Below are 19,952 nucleotides of genomic sequence, written 5' to 3'. Positions count from 1 at the left end.
GCGCCGCGCTGGTGCTGCGCCCCCTCGCCGGCGGCTGACCGCCGGCATCCCGCGCTCCGCGACGGCCGTGCCAGAGCCGAGCGGAGCGGCGCACGGCGCGCCGCTCCGCTTCGTGCTCCGGCACGGCCGTCGTCGCGTGAGCGGGCGCGCACGCCTTCCCTCTGACAGCAGGCCCCGTCGCCAGCCATAGGGGTCACCTCTCCGCGGTGCGCGGCAACCGCATCGCACGTTCCGACGGCGCGGGGGCACCGTCGGTCCCTGCTGCGACGCGGGGGCGCCGCAGCATCCGGATGACGCGGAGCGCGGTGAGAGATCAGACCTCGAACTGCGGCGTGATGAACTCCCTCAGCTCACCGTCCATCCGAACGATCAGGCGCACGGCCGACAGCCCGGGGGTCACGTCCGCGAACGCGAAACGTCCCTCCTCGCCGAGCTCGGCCGCCCATTCGTGCGCGTCCTGCGACAGGCGCGCCGCCAGCACAGCGGGCTCCGACCAGCCGTCGATGCGGCGGTTGCCCGACTCGGTCGCCGACACGTGCAGCAGCACGCTGGTGGCCTCGTCGCTGAACTGCAGCGTGAGCCGTTCCTGCTCGCTGCGCACCGCGGCCTGACCCGCGGTGACCTCGGTCAGCAGCGCGTACTCGCGCGAGACGTCGTCCACGGCGACCGCCGCGATCATCCGCTCGGCCAGATCCTGTGGGGGCTCGTCGACACGCTCCCACATCCGCCTGAGCGCTGCGAGCGTCTCGCGGTCCTCTTCTTCGCTGTCCACGATCATGATCATCCCCCTTGCAGCCCCTCAGTACCATCAAGCCGCGCCCGCAGTTTGGCCAGGCAGCGTTGGCGGGTCGGCCCGATGCTGCCGACCGGCATGTGCAGATCGGCCGCGATACGGCGATAGTCGGGCCGGTCGTCGAAGGCCACGATGCGCAGCAGGCGCTGACATCGGTCGTCGAGCCCCTGCACGGCGTGCCACAGGTGCTGCGACTCCAGCTGCCCGACGGCCTCTTCCTCGGCCGTGGCCGTGGGCGCCAGCCGCAGCTCGAGCGTCTCGTCCTCGGTCGGGTCGGCGCGCGCGTCGACCTTCGAGCTGCGCCACGCCTCGCGACGGGCCGTCATGGTGAGCCAGGCCGACACGGCCTCGGGGTCGAGGATCGACTCGTGCTTGCGCACGAACGCCAGCCAGGTCGCCTGCACCACATCCTCGGCGGTCTCCCGTCGCAGCCCGTAAGCCCGCACCACGTGCCACAGCACCGGGCTGAGCAGGCGCACGAGCTCGTCGAGCGCGCGCGAGTCGCCGCTCTCGCGCCACCGCACGAACAGCCGAGCCGCCTGTTTCCACCGCGCGGGACCGTCACCCGTCTCGTCGGCGGACGCGTCCGGCGACCGCTCGCCCGCGCGGGGGGACGCGGCGAGGTCGGAGCCCGATTCGGGGGTCGGCTGCTCCGGAGGATGTTGATCCTGCACGCGGCACATTGTGCCGATCGCCGATGACACCCCACAAGGGGAAGTGTCGCGAACTTGAGGCACGGCCGCGTCATCCCGGCCCGCGCCGCCGAACCTGAAGGAGACCTTGAGGTCGATCACCCGCATCCTCCCCCCGTGACGGCCACCGGGGAGTCCCCCACGAGCGGCGTGTGGACGAGCGCGGGCGCGGGCGCCCCGTGTGCGTCTGCCCCCTGCGCCGCGCTCGCGAAGCGGAACTCGACCGCGACGGCGTCTCCCGGCGGCACATCGATGCGCGTGGCCGCGCCGGGCCGGCCGATCACCGTCGCGCTGCTCCACGCGTGCGGCTCGCCGTCGAGGTGCACGCCCTCGACGATGGCGCCCGGTGGCGCCAGGGCCGTCAGCCGCACGCCGATGTGGTCGCGCTCGAAGCCGCCCCAGGCCGGGAAGGACGTCCACGGCAGCAGGATGTCGGGCGGGACCTCGCTCGTCAGGGTGGCCCGCACGAGCACGGTGCCCCGGCCGTCGGCACGGCACGCGCTCGCGTCCAGCGCGAACGTCGCCGAGAGATACGCCCCGAGCTTGCCGCCCGTGAGGTCGTCGAAGAGCAGCGCGTGCGCATCCCGCTGCTCGATGCGAGCGCGCATGCCGGCCACCGGAGAGCGGGCGATCGCGGCCTGCTCGCGGGCGTGCGCGCTCCACAGCGCGACGCGCCCCTCCTCGACCAGCGGCACCACGTGGTAGGCGATCGGCGCGGCGTGGGCGGCATCCGCCATCGCGGCGGCGAAGAGGGCCTCCGCGACGGCGGCGAAGAACATGGCCTGCTCCGGCCGATCGCGTTCGAGGTAGGGGCGGCGCAGCAGCGCGTCGACCACCTGTTCCGCCGCGATCTGCTCGCCGCCCGCCCGCACGGGTCCTGTCACCCTCAGCAGCGGCTGCAGCACCAGCGGATCGATCGACAGCACCGCATCCGGCTGCTGGCCCGCGTATCCCCGCCACCAAGCCGCCGCGAGCTGCGCCGAGAGCGCGAAATCGGGTGTGCCGCTCAGGTTCTGGACGTACCGCGCCACATCGTCGTCGGGCCACGTCGACGCATCGTCCGGCACGGGGAGCAGCGGCTCCCGCGCGGGCGGGAACGACTCGCTGTCGGTCTGGGCCTCGAGCGCGAGCACGCCGTCCTTCGCGCGGATCGCCACGAACGTTCCCGCGATGCCGCCCGCGGCACGCAGCTCGCCGGGGTTCTGCAGCATCACCAGGATGAGCCGGTCGCCGTCCGCTCCCAGCATGGCCGGCGCGATCTCCGAGGTCGCGTGCAGCGCCTCGATCGCGGGCCCGGCGCGTGCCACGCCGCGGTCGAGCAGGTCGAGCGCGGCGGCGATCGGTCCCACGACGTGGGATCGGTCGAGCGCGGCGAGACGCTCCCGCGCGTCGCCGAGGGCCGCCACCGCCTCGCGCAGCGGAGCGCGCAGCGCCTCGATCGCGTCGACGTCGACGCCCCCGGCAGCGGTCGGAGTGACCACCGGGCCGGCCGAGCGCAGGATGTCGCGCCCCGCCGCCGTGAGCGCGGCGAGTTCGGCGGCTCCGACACGGATCGCACGCAGGTTGGGCCCCGCGAACGGCGCGTGCTCCGCGACCCGCCAGATCGGGTCCGACGTCAGCGACGCCAGGGTCTGAGCGTGCCCGGCGAGCGCCCCCGCGTCGCCGGACACGCGGTCCAGGAACGACGCGTCGAACTGCGCGCCGTCGAGAGTGTGTTCGAAACGGTCGGCGGCGCGCTGCAGGGCGGCCACCTCCGCGTACGCGAGCGCCGCTCTAACCGCCAGCCACACGCACGCCGCCGCCAGCACCACTCCCGCGCCGAGCAGCGTGCGGGAGACGGCCCGGCGCCAGGGCCGGGCAGGCGGAGGCGCGATCACAGCGATCACAGCCGCGGCCGCCGTCGAGCCGTGACGAACGCGAGCCCGCCTGTGAGCATGCCCGCGCCGAGCAGCAGCGGTGCCGCCAGCTCGATGCCGGTGGCGGCCAGCGCGCGGGGCCCGAGCCCGGCGCCCGCAGCACCCGCCGTGGGCACGCTGTCGGGGCGCGGCGATGGCGGCTCGAGGCGGGGGCCCGGCACGCAGCCGGGCGTGGAGGGCGGATAGGCCACGGCGACCGCCGCCGCGGGGTTCATCTCGACGGTGACGTGCGCGCCCACGCGCGTCCACCCGAGGTCGTCCTCGCCCACGTCCCGCCACTCGCCATCGACCCGTCGCCATCCGGGCCACCCCGCGCCGGTGCCTTGGGCATCGACGGCAGAGCCCGGACACAGCACCGATCCCGCCAGGCGGTCGTCGCCCCCGAGCGCTCCCAGCGGCAGGTCGTACCGCTCGACGCCCTTGCGGAACACGAGCGAGACATCCCGCGTCGTGGACAGCCCGTCGGGATCGACCAGCGTCACGTCATACGAGATCCAGGGGGCGTCGGCGATGCACACCGCGACCGCGCTCGCGTTCAGCGACGGCTCGACGGGCTGCTCGGGGGCGTACGGCTCGTCGAGCGAGCCCGCCGCGAGCAGCGTCATCGCCGCTCCCGCGATCAACCCGTGCAGCACCGCGCCTCCCTCCCGGCACCGCGCGGACCGCGGCGTCCCCTCTTACGAGGGGTCAGAGGGCCCGGTGATACAGCGAGACCGTCGGGGCGACGGGACGGTGTGAGCCGCGGTCAGCCCAGCGAAGCGGCCCGTCAGCCCAGCGAAGCGGCCCGTCAACCGAGCGCGGCCAGGCGCTCGGCCTCGTCCGCCTCGATGCACGACTGCACGACGGGCTCAAGAGCCCCGTCCATCACCTGGTCGAGGTTGTAGGCCTTGTAGCCCGTGCGGTGATCGGCGATGCGGTTCTCGGGGAAGTTGTACGTGCGGATGCGCTCCGAACGGTCCATGCCGCGGATCTGCGACTTGCGCGCGTCGGCTGCCGCGGCGTCGAGCTCCTCCTGCTGGCGCGCGAGGAGGCGGGCGCGCAGCACGCGCATGGCGGCCTCGCGGTTCTGCAGCTGCGACTTCTCGTTCTGCATGGACACCACGATGCCGGTCGGCACGTGCGTGATCCGCACGGCCGAGTCGGTCGTGTTCACCGACTGGCCGCCGGGGCCCGACGAGCGGAACACGTCGATCTTCAGATCGTTCTGGTCGATCTGGATCTCCTCGGGCTCGTCGACCTCGGGGAACACGAGCACGCCCGTGGTCGACGTGTGGATGCGCCCCTGCGACTCGGTGGCGGGCACGCGCTGCACGCGGTGCACGCCGCCCTCGTACTTGAGGTGCGCCCACACGCCCTGCACCGGATCGGACGACGATCCCTTGATGGCGACCTGCACGTCCTTGTAGCCGCCCAGGTCCGACTCGTTGCGCTCGAGCAGCTCGGTCTTCCAGCCCTTGGAGGCCGCGTACTGCGTGTACATGCGCAGCAGGTCGGCCGCGAACAGCGCGCTCTCGGCGCCGCCCTCGCCCGCCTTGATCTCCATGATCACGTCGCGCGCGTCATCCGGATCGCGCGGGATCAGCAGCCGACGCAGCTTCTCCTGCGCCTGCGCCAGCTTCTCCTCCAGCACGGGCACCTCGTCCACGAACGCGTCGTCCTCCTTGGCGAGCTCTCGCGCCGCCTCGAGGTCCTCCGTCGCGGCCGTCCACGCCTCGTGCGCCTGAACGATGCGGTTCAGCTCGGCGTAGCGCCGGTTGACGCGCTTCGCGCGTGCGGCATCGGCGTGCACCGCCGGGTCGGAGAGCTCCTCCTGCACCCGGCGGTGCTCGTCGATCAGGGCATCGACCGACTCGAACACGCGATCAGCGGATGTCGTTCTCGTGGCCCGACGAGCGTCCGCCGGCCCCGGGAATCGACTTCTGCATCTTGACGAGGAACTCGACGTTCGACTGGGTCTCCTTGAGCCCCTCGAGCATGGTGCCGATCGACTGCTCGGGGCTGAGGCCCGCGAGCGCGCGACGCAGCTTCCAGGTGATCTTGACCTCGTCGGGCGACAGCAGCATCTCCTCACGGCGCGTGGACGACGCGTTCACGTCCACGGCGGGGAAGATGCGCTTGTCGGCGAGCTGGCGCGACAGGCGCAGCTCCATGTTGCCGGTGCCCTTGAACTCCTCGAAGATGACCTCGTCCATCTTGGATCCGGTCTCGACCAGCGCGGTGGCGAGGATCGTGAGCGATCCGCCGTTCTCGATGTTGCGCGCGGCGCCGAAGAAGCGCTTGGGCGGGTACAGCGCCGACGCGTCGACGCCACCCGACAGCACGCGTCCCGACGTCGGAGCCGACACGTTGTACGCACGGCCCAGGCGCGTGATCGAGTCGAGCAGCACGACCACGTCGCGTCCCAGCTCGACCAGGCGCTTGGCCCGCTCGATCGCGAGCTCCGCGACCGTGGTGTGGTCCTCGGCCGGACGGTCGAAGGTCGAGGCGATGACCTCGCCCTTCACCGTGCGCTGCATGTCGGTGACCTCCTCGGGGCGCTCGTCGACGAGCACGACCATGAGGTGGGCCTCGGGGTTGTTGTGCGCGATCGCGTTGGCGATCTGCTGCAGCACGATCGTCTTGCCCGCCTTCGGGGGCGCGACGATGAGACCGCGCTGACCCTTGCCGATCGGCGCGACGAGGTCGATGATGCGCTGCGTCAGCTTCTCGGGCGCCGTCTCGAGGCGCAGGCGGTCCTGCGGGTACAGCGGCGTGAGCTTGGAGAACTCCACCCGCGAGGCCGCGTCCTCGACCGACAGGCCGTTGATCGAGTCGACCTTGACCAGCGCGTTGTACTTCTGGCGGCCCTGCTGCTCGTTCTCGCGAGGCTGCTTGATCGCACCGACCACCGCGTCGCCCTTGCGCAGGTTGTACTTCTTGACCTGCCCGAGCGAGACGTACACGTCCTGCTGGCCCGGGAGGTAGCCCGTCGTGCGCACGAATGCGTAGTTGTCGAGCACATCCAGGATGCCCGCGATCGGGATGAGGACGTCGTCCTCGGTGATCTCGGTCTCGAACTCGTCGCCGGTCTGGTTGCCGCCACGGCGCTTGTTGCGACCGCGACCGCGACCGCCCTGCTCGTCGTCGGACTCCTGCGCCTGGGGCTGCGCCTGCGCGCCGCTCTGGTTCTGGCCGTTCTGGTTCTGGCCGCCCTCGCCCTTGTCGCCCTTGTTGCGGCTGCGGCTGCGGCTGCGGCTCCGGCTGCGGCGGCCGGTGCCCTCCTGCGCCTGCTCGGCGGCGCCGTCCTGCGCGGCCTCCTGCGGGACGTCCTGCGCGGCGCCCTCGGCGGCGTTCTCCGGCGCGGAGGCCTGCTCGGCGGCATCGGACTCAGGAGCGTCCTGCGTCGCGGCGTCCTGCTTGCGGCCTCGCTTCGGCGCGTTCCGCTTCGGGGCGTCCTGCTGCGGGGCGTCCTGCTGCGAGGCGTCCTCGGGCGCGGCGGGCAGCTCCGCGGGCTTGTCCGCGGCGGCCTCGACCGGCGCCTCGCTCGCCTGGTCGGCGACCTGCTCGGGCGCCGCCTCGGCCGGGGCGGCCTTCGGCGTGCGCTTGCGCGGGGCGCGCTTGGGCTTCTCGGGCGCGGCGTCGGCGGGGGCCTCGGCGGCCTGCTCCGCTGCCGGGGCGGCGTCGGACGCCGCAGCGTCGACCGGGGCCTCGGCGTCGGCCGACTTCGCGCGGCGGGGGGCACGCTTGCGGGGCGCCTTCGTCGGCGTCTCGGCCGCGGCCGTGTCGGTGACCTGCTCGCTGCTCACAGCGGCGGCCTCAGTCTGGATCTCGGAGATGGTCTCCACGAGTGCTCCTCTGGCTGGAACGTGGTGATGTCGCCCGATCGCACGTACCGGATGCGCGGCTTGGGGGCGCCACGACACGCGTCGGTCGCCCAGGCGCTCGTGATCAGGCTGCTCAGGTGAACAAGCTGCTCGGAGAGCTGGTCGGGGGACCTGTGCGGGGCTTCGCAGATTGCGAAACGGTGGTCAAGAATCGTGCCGATCGGCACCCACCGCGGTTTCCCCCACTGTAGCACCTCTCAGAGCGGCGGCCTCGATGAACGCGCGCAGCGCCCGCGCGTCGTCGGCCATCTCGGTCACGTGCTGCGGCGCGTCCAGCATGGCCCTCACGTCGGGCGCGTACTCGAGGTCCACCCCGAGCGCCTCGCGGATGGTCTCAGCGAACTTCTGCGGCTTCGCGGTCTCGAGCACGAGCATCGGCACAGAGGGCTCCACGTGCTCGCGCGCCACCTTCACGCCGTCCGCCGTGTGCGGATCGATGATGTCGCCCGCGGCGGCGTGCACCTGCCGGATCGTCTGGATGCGGTCGTCGTGCGTGGACGTGCCGCTGACCAGCCCGAACTCCCCGGCGAAGCGCGGCTGGTCGGCGGAGGCGTCGAAGAAGCCCTGCTCGTCGAGCTCCGTCCAGGCCTGCACCACGAGCTGCGGGTCCCGCCCGACCAGCTCGAAGATGAAGCGCTCGAGGTTCGACGCCTTCGAGATGTCCATCGAGGGGCTCGAGGTGGCGAGCGTCTCGGCCGCGGTGCGCGGCCGGTAGACGCCCGTGCGGAAGAACTCGTCGAGCACGTTGTTCTCGTTGGTCGCGAGCACCAGTCGGCGGATCGGCAGCCCCATCCGCTTCGCATAGAAGCCCGACAGGACGTTGCCGAAGTTGCCCGAGGGCACCGTGAACGACACCTCGCGCGGGCCGCCGGCGTCGGTCGCCCGCAGCCACGCCCAGAAGTAGTACACGGACTGGGCGGTGATGCGCGCGAGATTGATGGAGTTGACCGCGCCCAGGTGGTTCGCCTGCTTGAACGCGATGTCGCCGGCGAGCTGCTTGACGAGGTTCTGGCAGTCGTCGAACACGCCGTCGATCGCGATGTTGTGGATGTTCTCGTCGTCGAGCGAGAACATCTGCGCCCGCTGGAAGGCGCTCATCCGGCCCCGCGGAGACAGCATGAAGACCGAGATCCGGTCCTTGCCGCGCAGCGCGTGCTCCGCCGCCGAGCCGGTGTCTCCCGACGTGGCGCCGAGCACGTTCAGCACCGCGCCGGTGCGCGCGAGCGCGTACTCGAGCACCTGGCCGAGGAACTGCATGGCCATGTCCTTGAAGGCGAGCGTCGGCCCCTCCGACAGCCCGACGAGTGTGAGCCCGTCGCCGATGGACCGCAGCGGCACGACCTCCGAGGGGAACGCCGCGTAGGCGGCCGCCGTCATCCGGGCCAGGTCGTCGCGCGGGATGTCGGTCGCGAACAGCCCCAGCACCTCGGTGGCGAGCTGCGGGTAGGTCAGCGCGCGCCACCGCTCGAGGGTCTCCGGCTCGACCCGGGGCATGGTCTCGGGAACCGCCAGCCCGCCGTCCCGGGCGAGGCCCTCGAGCAGCGCTTCGGTGTACGACAGCGGCTCGCCGCCGCCGCGCGTGGAGATGTACTTCACGAGAGGACCTCCGTCTTCGCTTCCAGCGCTGCCGCCTCGGGCGACGTCCGCACCGTGCCGCCCTTGAAGTCGACGGCGAGCATGAGGGGCTGCCAGGCTCCCCCGCCGATCTCGGCCACCACCTCGGCGGCCGCCACGCGGCGTCCCGGGCCGTCCGCGAGCACCAGCACGCTGGGGCCCGCCCCCGAGACCACGGCTGCGAAGCCGCGCGACCGCAGGGCGCGCACGAGCGCGAACGTCTCGGGCATCGCCTCGCCGCGGCGCTCCTGATGCAGCTTGTCCTCGGTCGCCGACAACAGCAGGTCGGGGCTCTGCGTGAGCGCCGCGATCAGCAGGGCCGAGCGCGAGACGTTGAACACCGCGTCCTCGCGCGACACCGCGGCGTCGAGCACGCTGCGCGCGGTGGATGTCGACATCGTCCGGTCGGGCACGAACACGACGGGGGCGACGCCGCGGTGCACGAGCAGCTTCTTGTGCTGCGGCACGCCGTTCTCGTCCCACGCGATCGTCAGCCCACCGAACAGCGCGGGCGCGACGTTGTCGGGGTGCCCCTCGAGCTCGGTCGCCAGCCGCAGCATGTCGGTGTCGCTGAGCTCGGCCTCGCCCTCCAGCAGCCCCTTCGCCGCCAGCACTCCCGCCGCGACCGCGGCGCCGGACGATCCCATGCCCTTCCCGTGCGGAATGCCGTTGTGGGCAACGATGCGCAGTCCCGGCACCGGGCGGCCCACCGCCTCGTAGCAGTAGCGGATCGTCCGCACGACGAGGTGCGACGCGTCGCGCGGGATCTCGTCCGCTCCCGTGCCCGCCACCTCGATCTCGAGCTCACCCGGCGCGAGGGAGGTGACCGCGAGCTCGTCGTACACGCTGAGCGCGAGGCCCAGGGTGTCGAAGCCGGGACCGAGGTTCGCGCTGGTCGCGGGCACCCGCACGTGAACCGTGCGCGGCGCCGCGCCGGGCACGCTCACTCTCCTTCGACGCGCAGCACCGACACCACGCGCTCGACGACGTCGCTCGACTCCAGGCGGGCGACGGTGTCGCCCAGCGCCTGCTCCCGGGCGCGGTGGGTTCCGATCACGATGTGGGCCCGGCCGGGCGCATCGTGCGAGGGCGTCTGCTCGACGGTCGCGACCGACACGCCGCCCTCGCTCAGGATGCTCGCGATCCGTGCCAGCACGCCGGGCTCGTCCGCTACCTCGAGCGTCACCTGGTAGCGCGTCATGATGCGTCCGATCGGCGCGGTCGGCAGGCTCTGACGGGGAGACTCGCCGGCGCCCACGCCGCCCGCGATGTGGCGACGCGCGGCCGAGACCACGTCGCCCATGACGGCCGACGCCGTCTGCAGGCCGCCGGCGCCCGCACCGTAGAACATGAGATCTCCCGCCGCGACCGCCTCGACGAACACCGCGTTGTTGCCGCCGTGCACGCTCGCCAGGGGGTGGTCGCGGCTGATCAGCGCCGGATACACGCGCACCGAGATCGACTCGCCGCCGATGCCGGCCTCGTCGCTCTCGTCGCCGTCCAGCCGCTCGCACACCGCGAGCAGCTTGATCACGAAGCCCGCGCGGCGCGCGCCCTCGATCATGTCGGCCGTGATGTTCTCGATGCCCTCGCGGTGCACGTCGTCCAGCGACACGTGCGTGTGGAAGGCCAGGCTCGCGAGGATCGCGGCCTTCTGCGCCGCATCGTAGCCCTCGAGGTCGAGCGTGGGATCGGCCTCGAGGTATCCCAGCTCGGTCGCGATGCGCTGCGCGTCCTCCGCCGACAGGCCCTCGCGGTCCATCTTGTCGAGGATGAAGTTGGTGCTGCCGTTGACGATGCCGAAGATGCGCGTGATCCGGTCGCCCGCGAGCGAGTCCTTGAGCGGGCGGATGATCGGGATCGCGCCGGCGACGGCGGCCTCGTACGACACGGACGCGCCCACCTGGTCGGCCGCGTCGAAGATCTCGGCGCCGTGTGTGGCCAGCAGCGCCTTGTTGCCGGTCACGACGTCGGCACCCGAGTTCAGCGCGGTCAGGATGTGCGTGCGCGCGGGCTCGATGCCGCCCATGAGCTCGATCACGATGTCGGCGCCCACGATCAGCGCGTCGGCGTCGGTCGTCAGCAGCTCGCGCGGCAGATCGACGTCGCGCGGCGCGTCGACGTCACGCACGGCGATGCCGGCCAGCTCCAGGTCGGCGCCCGAGCGCTCGGCGAGCTCCTCGGCCTGCGTCAGCAGCAGGTGCGCGACCTGCGACCCGACCGAGCCGGCGCCCAGTAGCGCGACCCGGAGGCGACGGTGATCGATCATGCTTCTCCCTCTCCGGCGCGATCCGCAGCTGCGGCGGGTGCCGATTCGACATCCTGTCCGACCGGCGGCACGGGGCCCCCGATCCCGGCATCGCGCGCGAGCAGATCCTCGATCCGCTCGCCGCGCACGATGACGCGTGCCACACCGCCCGAGACCGCGACGACCGGCGGGCGGGGCACGTGGTTGTAGTTGCTGGCGAGGGGCGCGCAGTACGCGCCGGTGGCGGGCACCGCCAGCAGGTCGCCGGGCGTGATGTCGTCGGGCAGGAACTCGTGGTCGACCACGACGTCGCCCGATTCGCAGTGCAGCCCCACGACGCGGCTCAGCACGGGGGCGCCGATGCCCTCGCGCGACGCGATGCGAGCCGAGTACTGCGCGCCGTACAGCGCGGGGCGCGCGTTGTCGCTCATCCCGCCGTCCACGCTCACGTAGCGGCGCTCGGTCGTGCCCGATCCCAGGTCGTCCGACATCGCCTTGCCCGGGCCGACGGCCAGCTGACGATCCGTGTCGACCGTCACCGACTTGATCGTGCCGACCTCGTAGAGCGTCACGCCGGCGGGTCCGACGATGGTGCGACCGGGCTCGAACGCGAGCACGGGCAGGTCGATGCCCCGCACGGCGCACTCGTCGGCGACCGCAGCGACGATGCCGTCGGCCAGCTCCGCGATCGGGCTCGGGGTGTCCGCGCGCGTGTACGCGATGCCGTAGCCGCCGCCCAGGTTCAGCACGGGGCCGCCCTCGGCCGTGAACCGTCCCGCCGCGTGGAGGGGAGCGAACAGCTCCAGCACGCGCGAGGCCGATTCCCGGAACCCCTCGACGCCGAAGATCTGCGAGCCGATGTGGCAGTGCAGGCCCGCCAGGTCCACCAGGGGCAGCTCGTGGATGCGCTCGGCCGCGCGCTGGGCGGCCTCGAGCGTGAAGCCGAACTTCTGGTCCTCGTGGGCCGTGGCCAGGAAGTCGTGGGTCTCGGCGTGCACGCCGCTGTTGACCCGGATGAGCACGGTCTGTCGGCGATCCAGCCGCTCGGTGATCGCGGCCAGACGCTCGATCTCGATCTCCGAGTCGACGATGATCGTGCCCACGCCGGTCTCGACGGCTCGCTCGAGCTCGAACACGCGCTTGTTGTTGCCGTGGAAGCCGATGCGCGCCCCGGGCACGCCGGCCGCGAGGGCCACCGCGAGCTCCCCGGCCGAGCAGACGTCGATGTTCAGGCCGGCGTCCATCATCCAGCGCGCCACCTCGGCGCTCAGGAACGCCTTGCCGGCGTAGTAGACCCGCGCGCGACCGCCGTGGCGGGCGGCGGCGTCTCCGAACGCCCGCAGCGTCTCGCGAGCGCGGGCGCGCACCTCGTCCTCGTCGAGCACCTGCACGGGCGTGCCGAACGTGCGCGCGAGCTCGGGGGCGGAGACCCCCGCGATCACGATCGCGCCGTCGGCGTCGCGTCGCGTCGAGGCGGGCCACACCCCGTCGACGAGGTCGTTCGGGTCGGAGGGCACTTCGAGCCAGTCGGGCGCGAGCGCCCAGCTCTGCTCAGGAGCGGCTGCGTCGTCGGGCACGTGTCACCTTCGGGGATGGGGATGTCCGCGACGCGGGATGGTCACGCGTGCGCGGGTGCCCCCGAGTCTAGGGCACCCGCGCCATCGCTTCCGACGCCGGCCCGAGCCCCGTCGGCGAGGGTCAGCCGCAGGTGCCGGGCTCGAGCAGCGCGGGATCGCCCAGCGTGCCCGGCGCGATGTCGAGCGACGCCACGAGCTCCTGCCCGTCGACCGCCACGTCGGTGAGCGTCAGCCCCGCGGGCAGGCGGTCGGCGAGGCACACCGGCACCGGCCCGACCTCGGTGCCGGCCATGGCGGCGAGCTGATCGAGCGAGAGCGCCGCTCCGCCGACGGATGCGCCCGTCGGCTCGAACGTCAGATCGCCGTCGGCCGCACCGGGCGCCAGGGAGATCTCGATCGGGATGGACGCGCCGAGCAGCGGGACGTCGTGCGACAGCACCACGTCGGGCTCCGCGAGCGCGAGCTCGGCGCCCTCCAGGGCCGGCGGCAGCCCGGCCGACCCCAGCATGACCTCGAGATCGTCTCGGTCGAACCGCAGCTCGGCCCCGCCGGCGCCGCTCGTCGCGCCGTCGCGCAGCGGCACGCCGTTCAGGCGCACCTCGGCGTCGGCCGTCACGCCCTCTCCCGAGGGCAGCGGCACATCGTCGCTCGCGATCCGCAGGTCGTCCAGTCGCCCGGCGATCAGCTGGGGCACCAGCAGTCCGCCGCCCAGTCCCACGTCCATCGGGTGGCCGGCGGGCAGTCCCAGCTCGGCCGTGACGGTCTCGCGCACCCGCTGGGGCACGATCGAGCGGGCCACGAGCTCGGCCACGACGGCCGCCACGACCGCGAGCAGGATGACCGCGACCAGAACGACCCACGGCCATCGCCGCCGCCGACGCGGCACAGGCGCGGCGTCCGCCTGCAGCGGGAGCGGCGCGGTGACGGGCTCGCCGGCGCTCATGCGGTCACATCCGCTCGGGCGCCGTCACACCCAGCAGGCCGAGGCCGTTGCGCAGCACCTGCCCGGTGGCGTCGTTGACCCACAGGCGCGTACGGTGCACGGTCTCGACCGGCGCGTCGCCCAGGGGCGTCACGCGGCAGTTGTCGTACCAGCGGTGGTACAGACCCGCGAGCTCCTCGAGGTAACGGGCGACGCGATGCGGCTCGCGCACCTCGGCCGCGAACGCCACGACGCGCGGGAACTCCTGCAGCGCGCCCAGCAGGGCCGCCTCGGTCTCGTGCGTGAGCAGCTCCGGCGCGAACTCGGAGCGGTCGACGCCCGCGTCCACGGCGTTGCGGCCCACGTTGTGCGTGCGGGCGTGCGCGTACTGCACGTAGAACACCGGGTTGTCGTTGGTGCGCTTGCGCAGCAGGTCGGGGTCGAGCGACAGCGGCGAGTCCGCGGGGTACCGCGCCAGCGAGTAGCGCAGCGCGTCGGTGCCGAGCCACTCGCGCAGATCGTCGAGCTCGATGATGTTGCCCGCGCGCTTCGACAGCTTGGCGCCGCCGACCGACACGAGCTGCCCGATCAGGATCTCGATGTCCTTCTCCGGGTCCTCGCCCGCCGCGCCGGCGAGCGCCTTGAGCCGATGCACGTAGCCGTGGTGGTCGGCGCCCAGCAGATAGATCTTGTGCGCGAAGCCGCGGTCGCCCTTGTTGAGGTAGTACGCGGCATCCGCGGCGAAGTATGTGTACTCGCCGTTGGAGCGACGGATGACCCGGTCCTTGTCGTCGCCGAAGTCGGTGGTGCGCACCCACACCGCGTCCTCCAGATCGAACACGTGCCCCTGGGCGCGCAGCCGGTCGACCGCCTGGTCGACGAGGCTCGGCGAGCCGTCCTCGCCCTTGGCGTGCAGGATGCGCTCCGAGAACCACACGTCGAAGTGCACGTTGAACTTGGCCAGCGACTCCTTGATCTCGGCCAGCTGCAGGGCGTACGCGTCGTCGCGCACGACGTCGAGCTGCTCGCCGGCCGGGAGGTCGAGCACGTCCGGACGGTTCTCGAGCACACGGCGCGCGAGGTCGTCGATGTACTCGCCGGCGTAGCCGTCCTCCGGCTTGGGCTCGCCCTTGATCGCGGCGAGCACCGAGGCGCCGAAGCGGGCCATCTGGGCGCCCGCGTCGTTGATGTAGAACTCCCGCGCCAGCGTCGCTCCCGAGAACTGCAGCATCCGGCCGATGCTGTCGCCGAGCGCCGCCCACCGCGTGTGACCGATGTGGAGGGGGCCCGTGGGGTTGGCGCTGACGAACTCGAGGTTGATCGTGTTGCCCGACTGGGAGTCGTTGCGGCCGTAGTCGGCGCCCGCCTCGACGATCGTCCGGGCGAGCGCGCCGGCGGCGGCGGCGTCGAGCCGGATGTTGATGAAGCCGGGGCCCGCGACCTCGACGTCGGCGACGCCCTCCGTCGCGGCGAGCCCGTCGGCGATCTCCTGCGCGAGCTCGCGGGGGTTGGCGCCCAGGCGCTTGGCGAGCTTCATCGCGAGGTTGGTGGCCCAGTCGCCGTGCTCGCGGTTCTTCGGGCGCTCGAGGGTCACGTCGGAGGCCGTCAGCTCGAGCGCCTCGTCGGGGCGTCGTCGTGCGGCGATCGGGGCGACGACGGCGAGCAGGGAGGCGGCCAGAGCATCCGGATTCATAGGGGGTCAATCCTATGGGACGCGCCGTGTCGGATCCATTCAGATGGATCGCCTACCCTACTGCGCATGGCGTCCGTGACCCGCCCCAGTCGCAACGCCGTCGCTCTCATCGTGACGGTGCTCGTCGCTGTGCTCGCGGCGGTGACCGCGGGCGTGCTGCGCCCCTGGTCGCCGCAGGTCGCCGAGGTCGAGCAGGCCGCCGCCCAGGAGCCGGTGCTGACCCCGCCGGCGATCCGGCTTCCCGCTCACCCGGACGTGCTCGTGTTCGGCGACTCGTGGACCTACGGCTCGGCGGCCACGCCGATCCGGCGCGGTTACGCGTATGTGCTCGCCTCGCTGCTCGACGGCCAGACGGTGGTCGACGGCGGTCGCGGCAGCGGCTACCTGAAGCCCGGGATCGACCGCCCCGACTACGGCACCCGCATCGCCGCCCTCGATCCGACCGCCGAGTACGACCTCATCGTGGTGCAGGGCTCGATCAACGACCGCCGTCAGCCCGCCGCGGGCTACCGCGATGCCGTGAACGCCGCATGGGACGCGCTCGTCGAGCTGTATCCCGGCACGCCGATCGTCGTACTGGGTCCCGCGCCGCAGGTGCTGCCGGTCGAGGCGGCCACGGCGCGCATCGATCGCGACCTCGCCGCCCTGGCGGCCGAGCGGCAGTGGTGGTACATCTCGCCGATCGCCGAGGAGTGGATCACGCCCCGCAACTACGCGACCGTGATCGACACGAGCGACTACGGGCGCGACCACCCCTCGGTCGCCGGCCACGCCTACCTCGCCGAGCGCCTCGCCGGCGCCCTGGCCGAGATCACCGACCCCGTGACCACGCTCGAGGCCGCCGAGGAGGCCCCGGCCGAGCCGGTCTCGCCCGCCTCGCTGCCCTGACACCCGGCCGCGGTCAGCAGCACGCTCGACGGCTGATATCCTCGATCGGTATGCGCCCGTAGCTCAGTGGATAGAGCACTGGCTTCCGGTGCCAGGTGTCGGGGGTTCGAATCCCTCCGGGCGCACAACAGAATCGGGTCCCACAGGGCCGGGCTCGGCAGGGCCGGGTTCCCGCAGGATCCCCGTACGAGAAGAAGGGCCGCACCATCTGGTGCGGCCCTTCTCGGCTCAACGGTGCGCGACGCCCGGATGACCCCTCCCGTCCCTTGAAGGGGTGTGGTCGTCAGCGTCCGTCTCGGCCGGTGTCCGGCTTCCCCAAGCCGGATCTCCCTTTCCCATTCCCATTCCCATGGGTCTTGTCGGCCGAGCGCTCGGCGGCAGGGGCCTTCTCGCCCCGCTCGGCCGGCGCGCCCGCGCCCTGATTCTGGTTCTCGCTCGGAACAGTGGCCGGGGCCGGCTTCACGGCCGCGGGCTCCGCCGCGTCCGGCTGGACCACGGCCGGCTCGACAACCGCCGGCTCGACCGCCATGGGCTCCACTGCCACGGGTTCGGCCGGGGCGTCAGGCTCGGCTGGCTCCTCGCCGACAGCGGCTCCGACGCGGGCGATCTCGCCGCGCACCTCGACCTCGTGCCCGCCGATGGTCGCGCCCGAGCCGAAGGCGGCCGAGCCGAGGCCCCCGGCCGCACCGCTCCACACGCCGAGCGCGATCGCCGTGACGCCGAGCCCCGCGGCCAGGTGCACGCCGACCATGCTCCGCGGCCGGCGGGCGCGACGGTGGCGCTCCCTCAGTCGCGGCGTGGCGGGAGCCGGTGCGGCGGGCACGGGCGCAACGGGAACCACATGCGTGGGATCGTCGACGCTGGCGACAGCGACCGTCGGCGTCTCCGCGACGGCCACGGGGGTCGCGGCCGTGGCGACGGGCACGGCGGCCGCGGTCTCGTCGGCCTCGTTCTGCAGCGAGCGGGCGCGGGAGGCGACCTCCAGAGCCGTGGGCCGCGCGGCCGGGTCCGTCGCCGTCATCGCGGTGAGCAGCGAGCGCCAGCCGTAGCCGAATCCCGCGGGCACCTGGGGCGGCGTGTGCAGCCGAGCGATGGCCGCCTCGATGGGCGTGGTCTGCGGGAACGCCCGCCGGCCCGTGAGCGCCTCGATCAGCACGAGACCGAACGCGTAGATGTCGGAGGCCGGCGACGGCTCCGCGCCGCGAGCCTGCTCCGGCGAGAAGTACGCGGCCGTGCCGACGGCCATGCCCGGGGTGGTCATCCGGGCGCCGTCCACCAGATAGGCGATGCCGAAGTCCGCGAGGGTCGCCCGATACGGGCCCTGGGCCGACGCGCGCATCAGCACGTTCGGCGGCTTGATGTCGCGGTGGATGATGCCGGCCGCGTGCACCGCGTGCAGCGCCTCGGCCAGGTCTGCGGCGACCGCTGCCACCTGCTGCGGCGCCAGCGGGCCGCGCGCGATGCGGTCGGCCAGCGTGCCGCCGTCGACGTACTCCATCACGAGGTAGCCCGATCCGTCCTCGGCGGTGTCCGCGTCGAAGAGCGTCACGAGAGAGGGGTGGCTGAGCGCGGCGAGCAGGCGCGTCTCGGATGCCCGGCGCGCGAGGTCGGCGTCATCGCGGGGCGCGGCGGGGAAGAGCTTGATCGCGACGGTGCGTCCGAGGAGCTCGTCGGTCGCGCGGTACACCCGCCCCATCCCGCCCCGACCGACGAGCTCCTCCAGCCGATAGCGGCCCCCCAGCAGCTCGGCATCCGACGCTCCCCCATCAACGCGCGCACGAGACCGGACCGCCCCCGGTACCGCCTCGCACACACTCGCTGATGTCATGGCTCCATGATCCGGCACCCCGCGATTTCTCCCCCGAGGCTTGACTCCAGCGCCCTGGCATGCAATGGGCCGCCGGGGCCGCGGATCAGCGCCCCACGGCGTAGCCCTGGGCCCCGCGCGGGTTGGCTGCGGCGCCCAGCACGCCGGTCGCCGGATCGCGCGTCACGGCCGACAGCCGGCCGAGCGCCCAGTCGCCCGCACGGGTCACGAGGTGCCCGCGCGCCTGGAGCCCGGCGATCACGTCGTCGCCCAGGCGGTCCTCGACGACCGCTCCGCCGGGCGTCCACGTGCGCGGCCAGAACGAGTCGTGCATCGAGGTCGTGTGCAGCGCCGGCGCGTCGATGGCCTGCTGGGGCGTGTAGCCGCCGACCAGCACGCGCAGCAGCATCAGCAGCTGCCACTGGTCCTGCTGATCGCCGCCGGGCGACCCCAGCGCCATCACGGGCTTCCCCTCGCGCAGCACCAGGGAGGGGGTGAGCGTCGTGCGCGGGCGCCGGCCCGGCCGCAGGCGCGACGGCGACGCCTCGTCGAGCCACGTCATCTGCAGCCGGGTGCCGAGGCAGAAGCCCAGCTCGGGGATCTCCGGCGACGACTGCAGCCATCCGCCCGACGGCGTCGCCGACACGATGTTGCCCCAGCGGTCCACCACGTCGATGTGGCACGTGTCGCCGCGGGTCCGGCCGTCGGCGTCCGTCTCGAGGTCCGCTCCCTGTGCCGCTGCCACCTGCACAGTGGGCTCGCCTCCGCCCGCGATGCGTCCGGAGCCCGCGTCGTACGTCTCGCGCAGAACCGGCACATGCGGCTCGCCGCGGCCGGGGACGGAGCCCGGACGCACGGTGTGCGACGCGGTCTCGCCGATCAGCGCACGGCGCTCGGCCGCGTACTCCTCCGACAGCAGGTGCGCGAGCGTCTCGGGTGCGACGTCCTCGCCGTACCAGGCATCCCGATCGGCGAGGGCGAGCTTCATCGCCTCGAGGATCGTGTGGGCGCCGATCTCGGTCTGCGGGTCGAGGCGCTGGTCGTCGAAGCCGTCGAGGATGCGCAGCATCTGCAGCAGCACGGGCCCCTGCCCCCACGGCCCGATCTTGGCGATCGTGTGACCGCGGAAGTCGATGGTCACCGCCGGCTCGTACGACGCGGCGAACGCCGCGACGTCGGCCGCCGTGATCACGCCCGCGTGGTCGGCGCCGTCGGAGTGCCGGTGGGGCGTGCGCACGAACCGCTCGGCGGCCGCGCCCACGCGCTCCCGCCAGACCGCGCGCGCCGCGTCCACCCCCGCCGTCCGCTCGAGCCCCTCGCCCGCGGCGGCCATGTCGCCCAGCAGCGCGCCGTACCGGTGCGCGTACACCAGCTCGCCCTCCTCCGGCACCCGGCCGTCCGGCAGCCAGCGCTCGGCCGACGTGGGCCAGTGGTCGCGGAACAGACCGCGCACCCGGGCGATCGTCGCGGTCACGTTGCGATGGATCGGATGACCCTCCCGCGCGTAGTGGATCGCGAACGCCAGCACATCGGACACGGGCCATGTGCCGTGGTCGCGCAGCAGCAGCAGCCACGCGTCCACCGCGCCGGGCACGGCCGCGGCGAGCGCCCCCGCACCGGGCACGAGGTCGAGCCCCTCGGCGCGGTAGTGCGCGATGGTCGCGCCCGCGGGCGCGGGCCCCTGGCCCATCAGCACGACGGGGGTCGGGTCGTCGGCGGTCGCGAAGACGCCGGTCATGTCGCCGCCCGGGCCGTTCAGGTGCGGCTCGACCACGTGCAGCACGAACGCGCCCGCCGCCGCCGCGTCGAACGCGTTGCCGCCGCGCTCGAGCACCGCCTGCGCGCTCGCGCTCGCGAGCCAGTGCGTCGAGGCGGCCATGCCGAAGCTGCCGCGCAGGTCGGGACGGGTGAGGTGCGTGGGCGGCGGCGTGAAGCTCAT

The 19,952-nt window shown here is 73.1% G+C and carries 15 protein-coding genes and 1 tRNA gene; 2 read left to right on the top strand and 14 right to left on the bottom strand.

The annotated features are described in order from the left end of the window. Positions 1-313: 313 nt before the first annotated feature. The 12 genes from ABTW64_RS11770 to ABTW64_RS11715 form a co-directional block, all read right to left on the bottom strand. A complete protein-coding gene (locus ABTW64_RS11770; RefSeq protein WP_350622595.1) occupies positions 314-778 on the bottom strand; it encodes a hypothetical protein in 465 nt (154 codons plus the stop codon). A 2-nt stretch (positions 779-780) separates the two neighbouring features. Next, on the bottom strand, positions 781-1,467 hold the full coding sequence (locus tag ABTW64_RS11765) for an RNA polymerase sigma factor (protein WP_350622593.1): 687 nt from the start codon (positions 1,465-1,467) through the stop codon (positions 781-783). A gap of 116 nt (positions 1,468-1,583) precedes the next feature. Next, positions 1,584-3,362: a DUF4012 domain-containing protein gene (locus tag ABTW64_RS11760; protein WP_350622591.1), complete on the bottom strand. Its 1,779-nt coding sequence runs from the start codon at positions 3,360-3,362 to the stop codon at positions 1,584-1,586. A 5-nt stretch (positions 3,363-3,367) separates the two neighbouring features. Next, entirely contained in the window at positions 3,368-4,036 is a 669-nt protein-coding gene (locus ABTW64_RS11755; RefSeq protein ID WP_350622589.1) for a hypothetical protein, read from the bottom strand. Positions 4,037-4,188: 152 nt separating this feature from the next. After that, positions 4,189-5,259 (bottom strand): peptide chain release factor 1, encoded by a 1,071-nt coding sequence (gene prfA, locus ABTW64_RS11750; protein ID WP_350622588.1) that lies wholly within the window; start codon positions 5,257-5,259, stop codon positions 4,189-4,191. A gap of 4 nt (positions 5,260-5,263) precedes the next feature. After that, a complete protein-coding gene (rho, locus tag ABTW64_RS11745; RefSeq protein ID WP_350622586.1) occupies positions 5,264-7,225 on the bottom strand; it encodes a transcription termination factor Rho in 1,962 nt (653 codons plus the stop codon). A 183-nt stretch (positions 7,226-7,408) separates the two neighbouring features. Then, a complete protein-coding gene (thrC, locus tag ABTW64_RS11740) occupies positions 7,409-8,860 on the bottom strand; it encodes a threonine synthase (protein WP_350622584.1) in 1,452 nt (483 codons plus the stop codon). Next, positions 8,857-9,819 (bottom strand): homoserine kinase, encoded by a 963-nt coding sequence (thrB, locus tag ABTW64_RS11735; RefSeq protein ID WP_502892336.1) that lies wholly within the window; start codon positions 9,817-9,819, stop codon positions 8,857-8,859. The genes thrC and thrB overlap by 4 nt, the downstream gene beginning before the upstream one ends. Positions 9,820-9,821: 2 nt before the next feature. Beyond that, positions 9,822-11,147 carry a homoserine dehydrogenase gene (locus ABTW64_RS11730; protein WP_350622580.1) on the bottom strand — a complete coding sequence of 442 codons (1,326 nt, stop codon included), beginning with the start codon at positions 11,145-11,147 and terminating at the stop codon, positions 9,822-9,824. Further along, positions 11,144-12,703 (bottom strand): diaminopimelate decarboxylase, encoded by a 1,560-nt coding sequence (gene lysA / locus ABTW64_RS11725; protein WP_350622578.1) that lies wholly within the window; start codon positions 12,701-12,703, stop codon positions 11,144-11,146. The genes ABTW64_RS11730 and lysA overlap by 4 nt, the downstream gene beginning before the upstream one ends. 121 nt (positions 12,704-12,824) lie before the next feature. Further along, entirely contained in the window at positions 12,825-13,646 is an 822-nt protein-coding gene (locus tag ABTW64_RS11720) for an LmeA family phospholipid-binding protein (protein ID WP_350622576.1), read from the bottom strand. A gap of 4 nt (positions 13,647-13,650) precedes the next feature. After that, positions 13,651-15,318 carry an arginine--tRNA ligase gene (locus ABTW64_RS11715; protein WP_350622574.1) on the bottom strand — a complete coding sequence of 556 codons (1,668 nt, stop codon included), beginning with the start codon at positions 15,316-15,318 and terminating at the stop codon, positions 13,651-13,653. Between the two features lie 66 nt (positions 15,319-15,384). On the opposite strand from ABTW64_RS11715, the gene ABTW64_RS11710 reads away from it, so the two are divergent. Further along, positions 15,385-16,206, top strand: coding sequence for an SGNH/GDSL hydrolase family protein (locus ABTW64_RS11710; RefSeq protein ID WP_350622572.1), 822 nt, complete (start codon positions 15,385-15,387; stop codon positions 16,204-16,206). A 52-nt stretch (positions 16,207-16,258) separates the two neighbouring features. Next, positions 16,259-16,331 (top strand) — tRNA-Arg (locus ABTW64_RS11705). A 158-nt stretch (positions 16,332-16,489) separates the two neighbouring features. On the opposite strand, the gene ABTW64_RS11700 is transcribed toward ABTW64_RS11705, so the two are convergent. Further along, positions 16,490-18,034 (bottom strand): serine/threonine-protein kinase, encoded by a 1,545-nt coding sequence (locus ABTW64_RS11700; RefSeq protein ID WP_350622570.1) that lies wholly within the window; start codon positions 18,032-18,034, stop codon positions 16,490-16,492. 85 nt (positions 18,035-18,119) lie between these two features. Beyond that, positions 18,120-19,952 (bottom strand): gamma-glutamyltransferase family protein, encoded by a 1,833-nt coding sequence (locus ABTW64_RS11695; protein WP_350622568.1) that lies wholly within the window; start codon positions 19,950-19,952, stop codon positions 18,120-18,122.

Origin of the sequence: Microbacterium sp. NPDC096154 (assembly GCF_040302945.1) — a bacterium.
In the GTDB taxonomy this organism is placed as follows: domain Bacteria; phylum Actinomycetota; class Actinomycetes; order Actinomycetales; family Microbacteriaceae; genus Microbacterium.
This window is presented reverse-complemented; position numbering and strand designations above follow the sequence as displayed.

Excerpts from the sequence above, each read along its gene's own strand:
- ABTW64_RS11700 (WP_350622570.1), bottom strand. The coding sequence starts at position 18,034 with ATGACATCAGCGAGTGTGTGCGAGGCGGTACCGGGGGCGGTCCGGTCT.
- ABTW64_RS11770 (WP_350622595.1), bottom strand. The coding sequence starts at position 778 with ATGATCGTGGACAGCGAAGAAGAGGACCGCGAGACGCTCGCAGCGCTC.
- ABTW64_RS11720 (WP_350622576.1), bottom strand. The coding sequence starts at position 13,646 with ATGAGCGCCGGCGAGCCCGTCACCGCGCCGCTCCCGCTGCAGGCGGAC.
- ABTW64_RS11715 (WP_350622574.1), bottom strand. The coding sequence starts at position 15,318 with ATGAATCCGGATGCTCTGGCCGCCTCCCTGCTCGCCGTCGTCGCCCCG.
- ABTW64_RS11710 (WP_350622572.1), top strand. The coding sequence starts at position 15,385 with ATGGCGTCCGTGACCCGCCCCAGTCGCAACGCCGTCGCTCTCATCGTG.
- ABTW64_RS11695 (WP_350622568.1), bottom strand. The coding sequence starts at position 19,952 with ATGAGCTTCACGCCGCCGCCCACGCACCTCACCCGTCCCGACCTGCGC.
- ABTW64_RS11730 (WP_350622580.1), bottom strand. The coding sequence starts at position 11,147 with ATGATCGATCACCGTCGCCTCCGGGTCGCGCTACTGGGCGCCGGCTCG.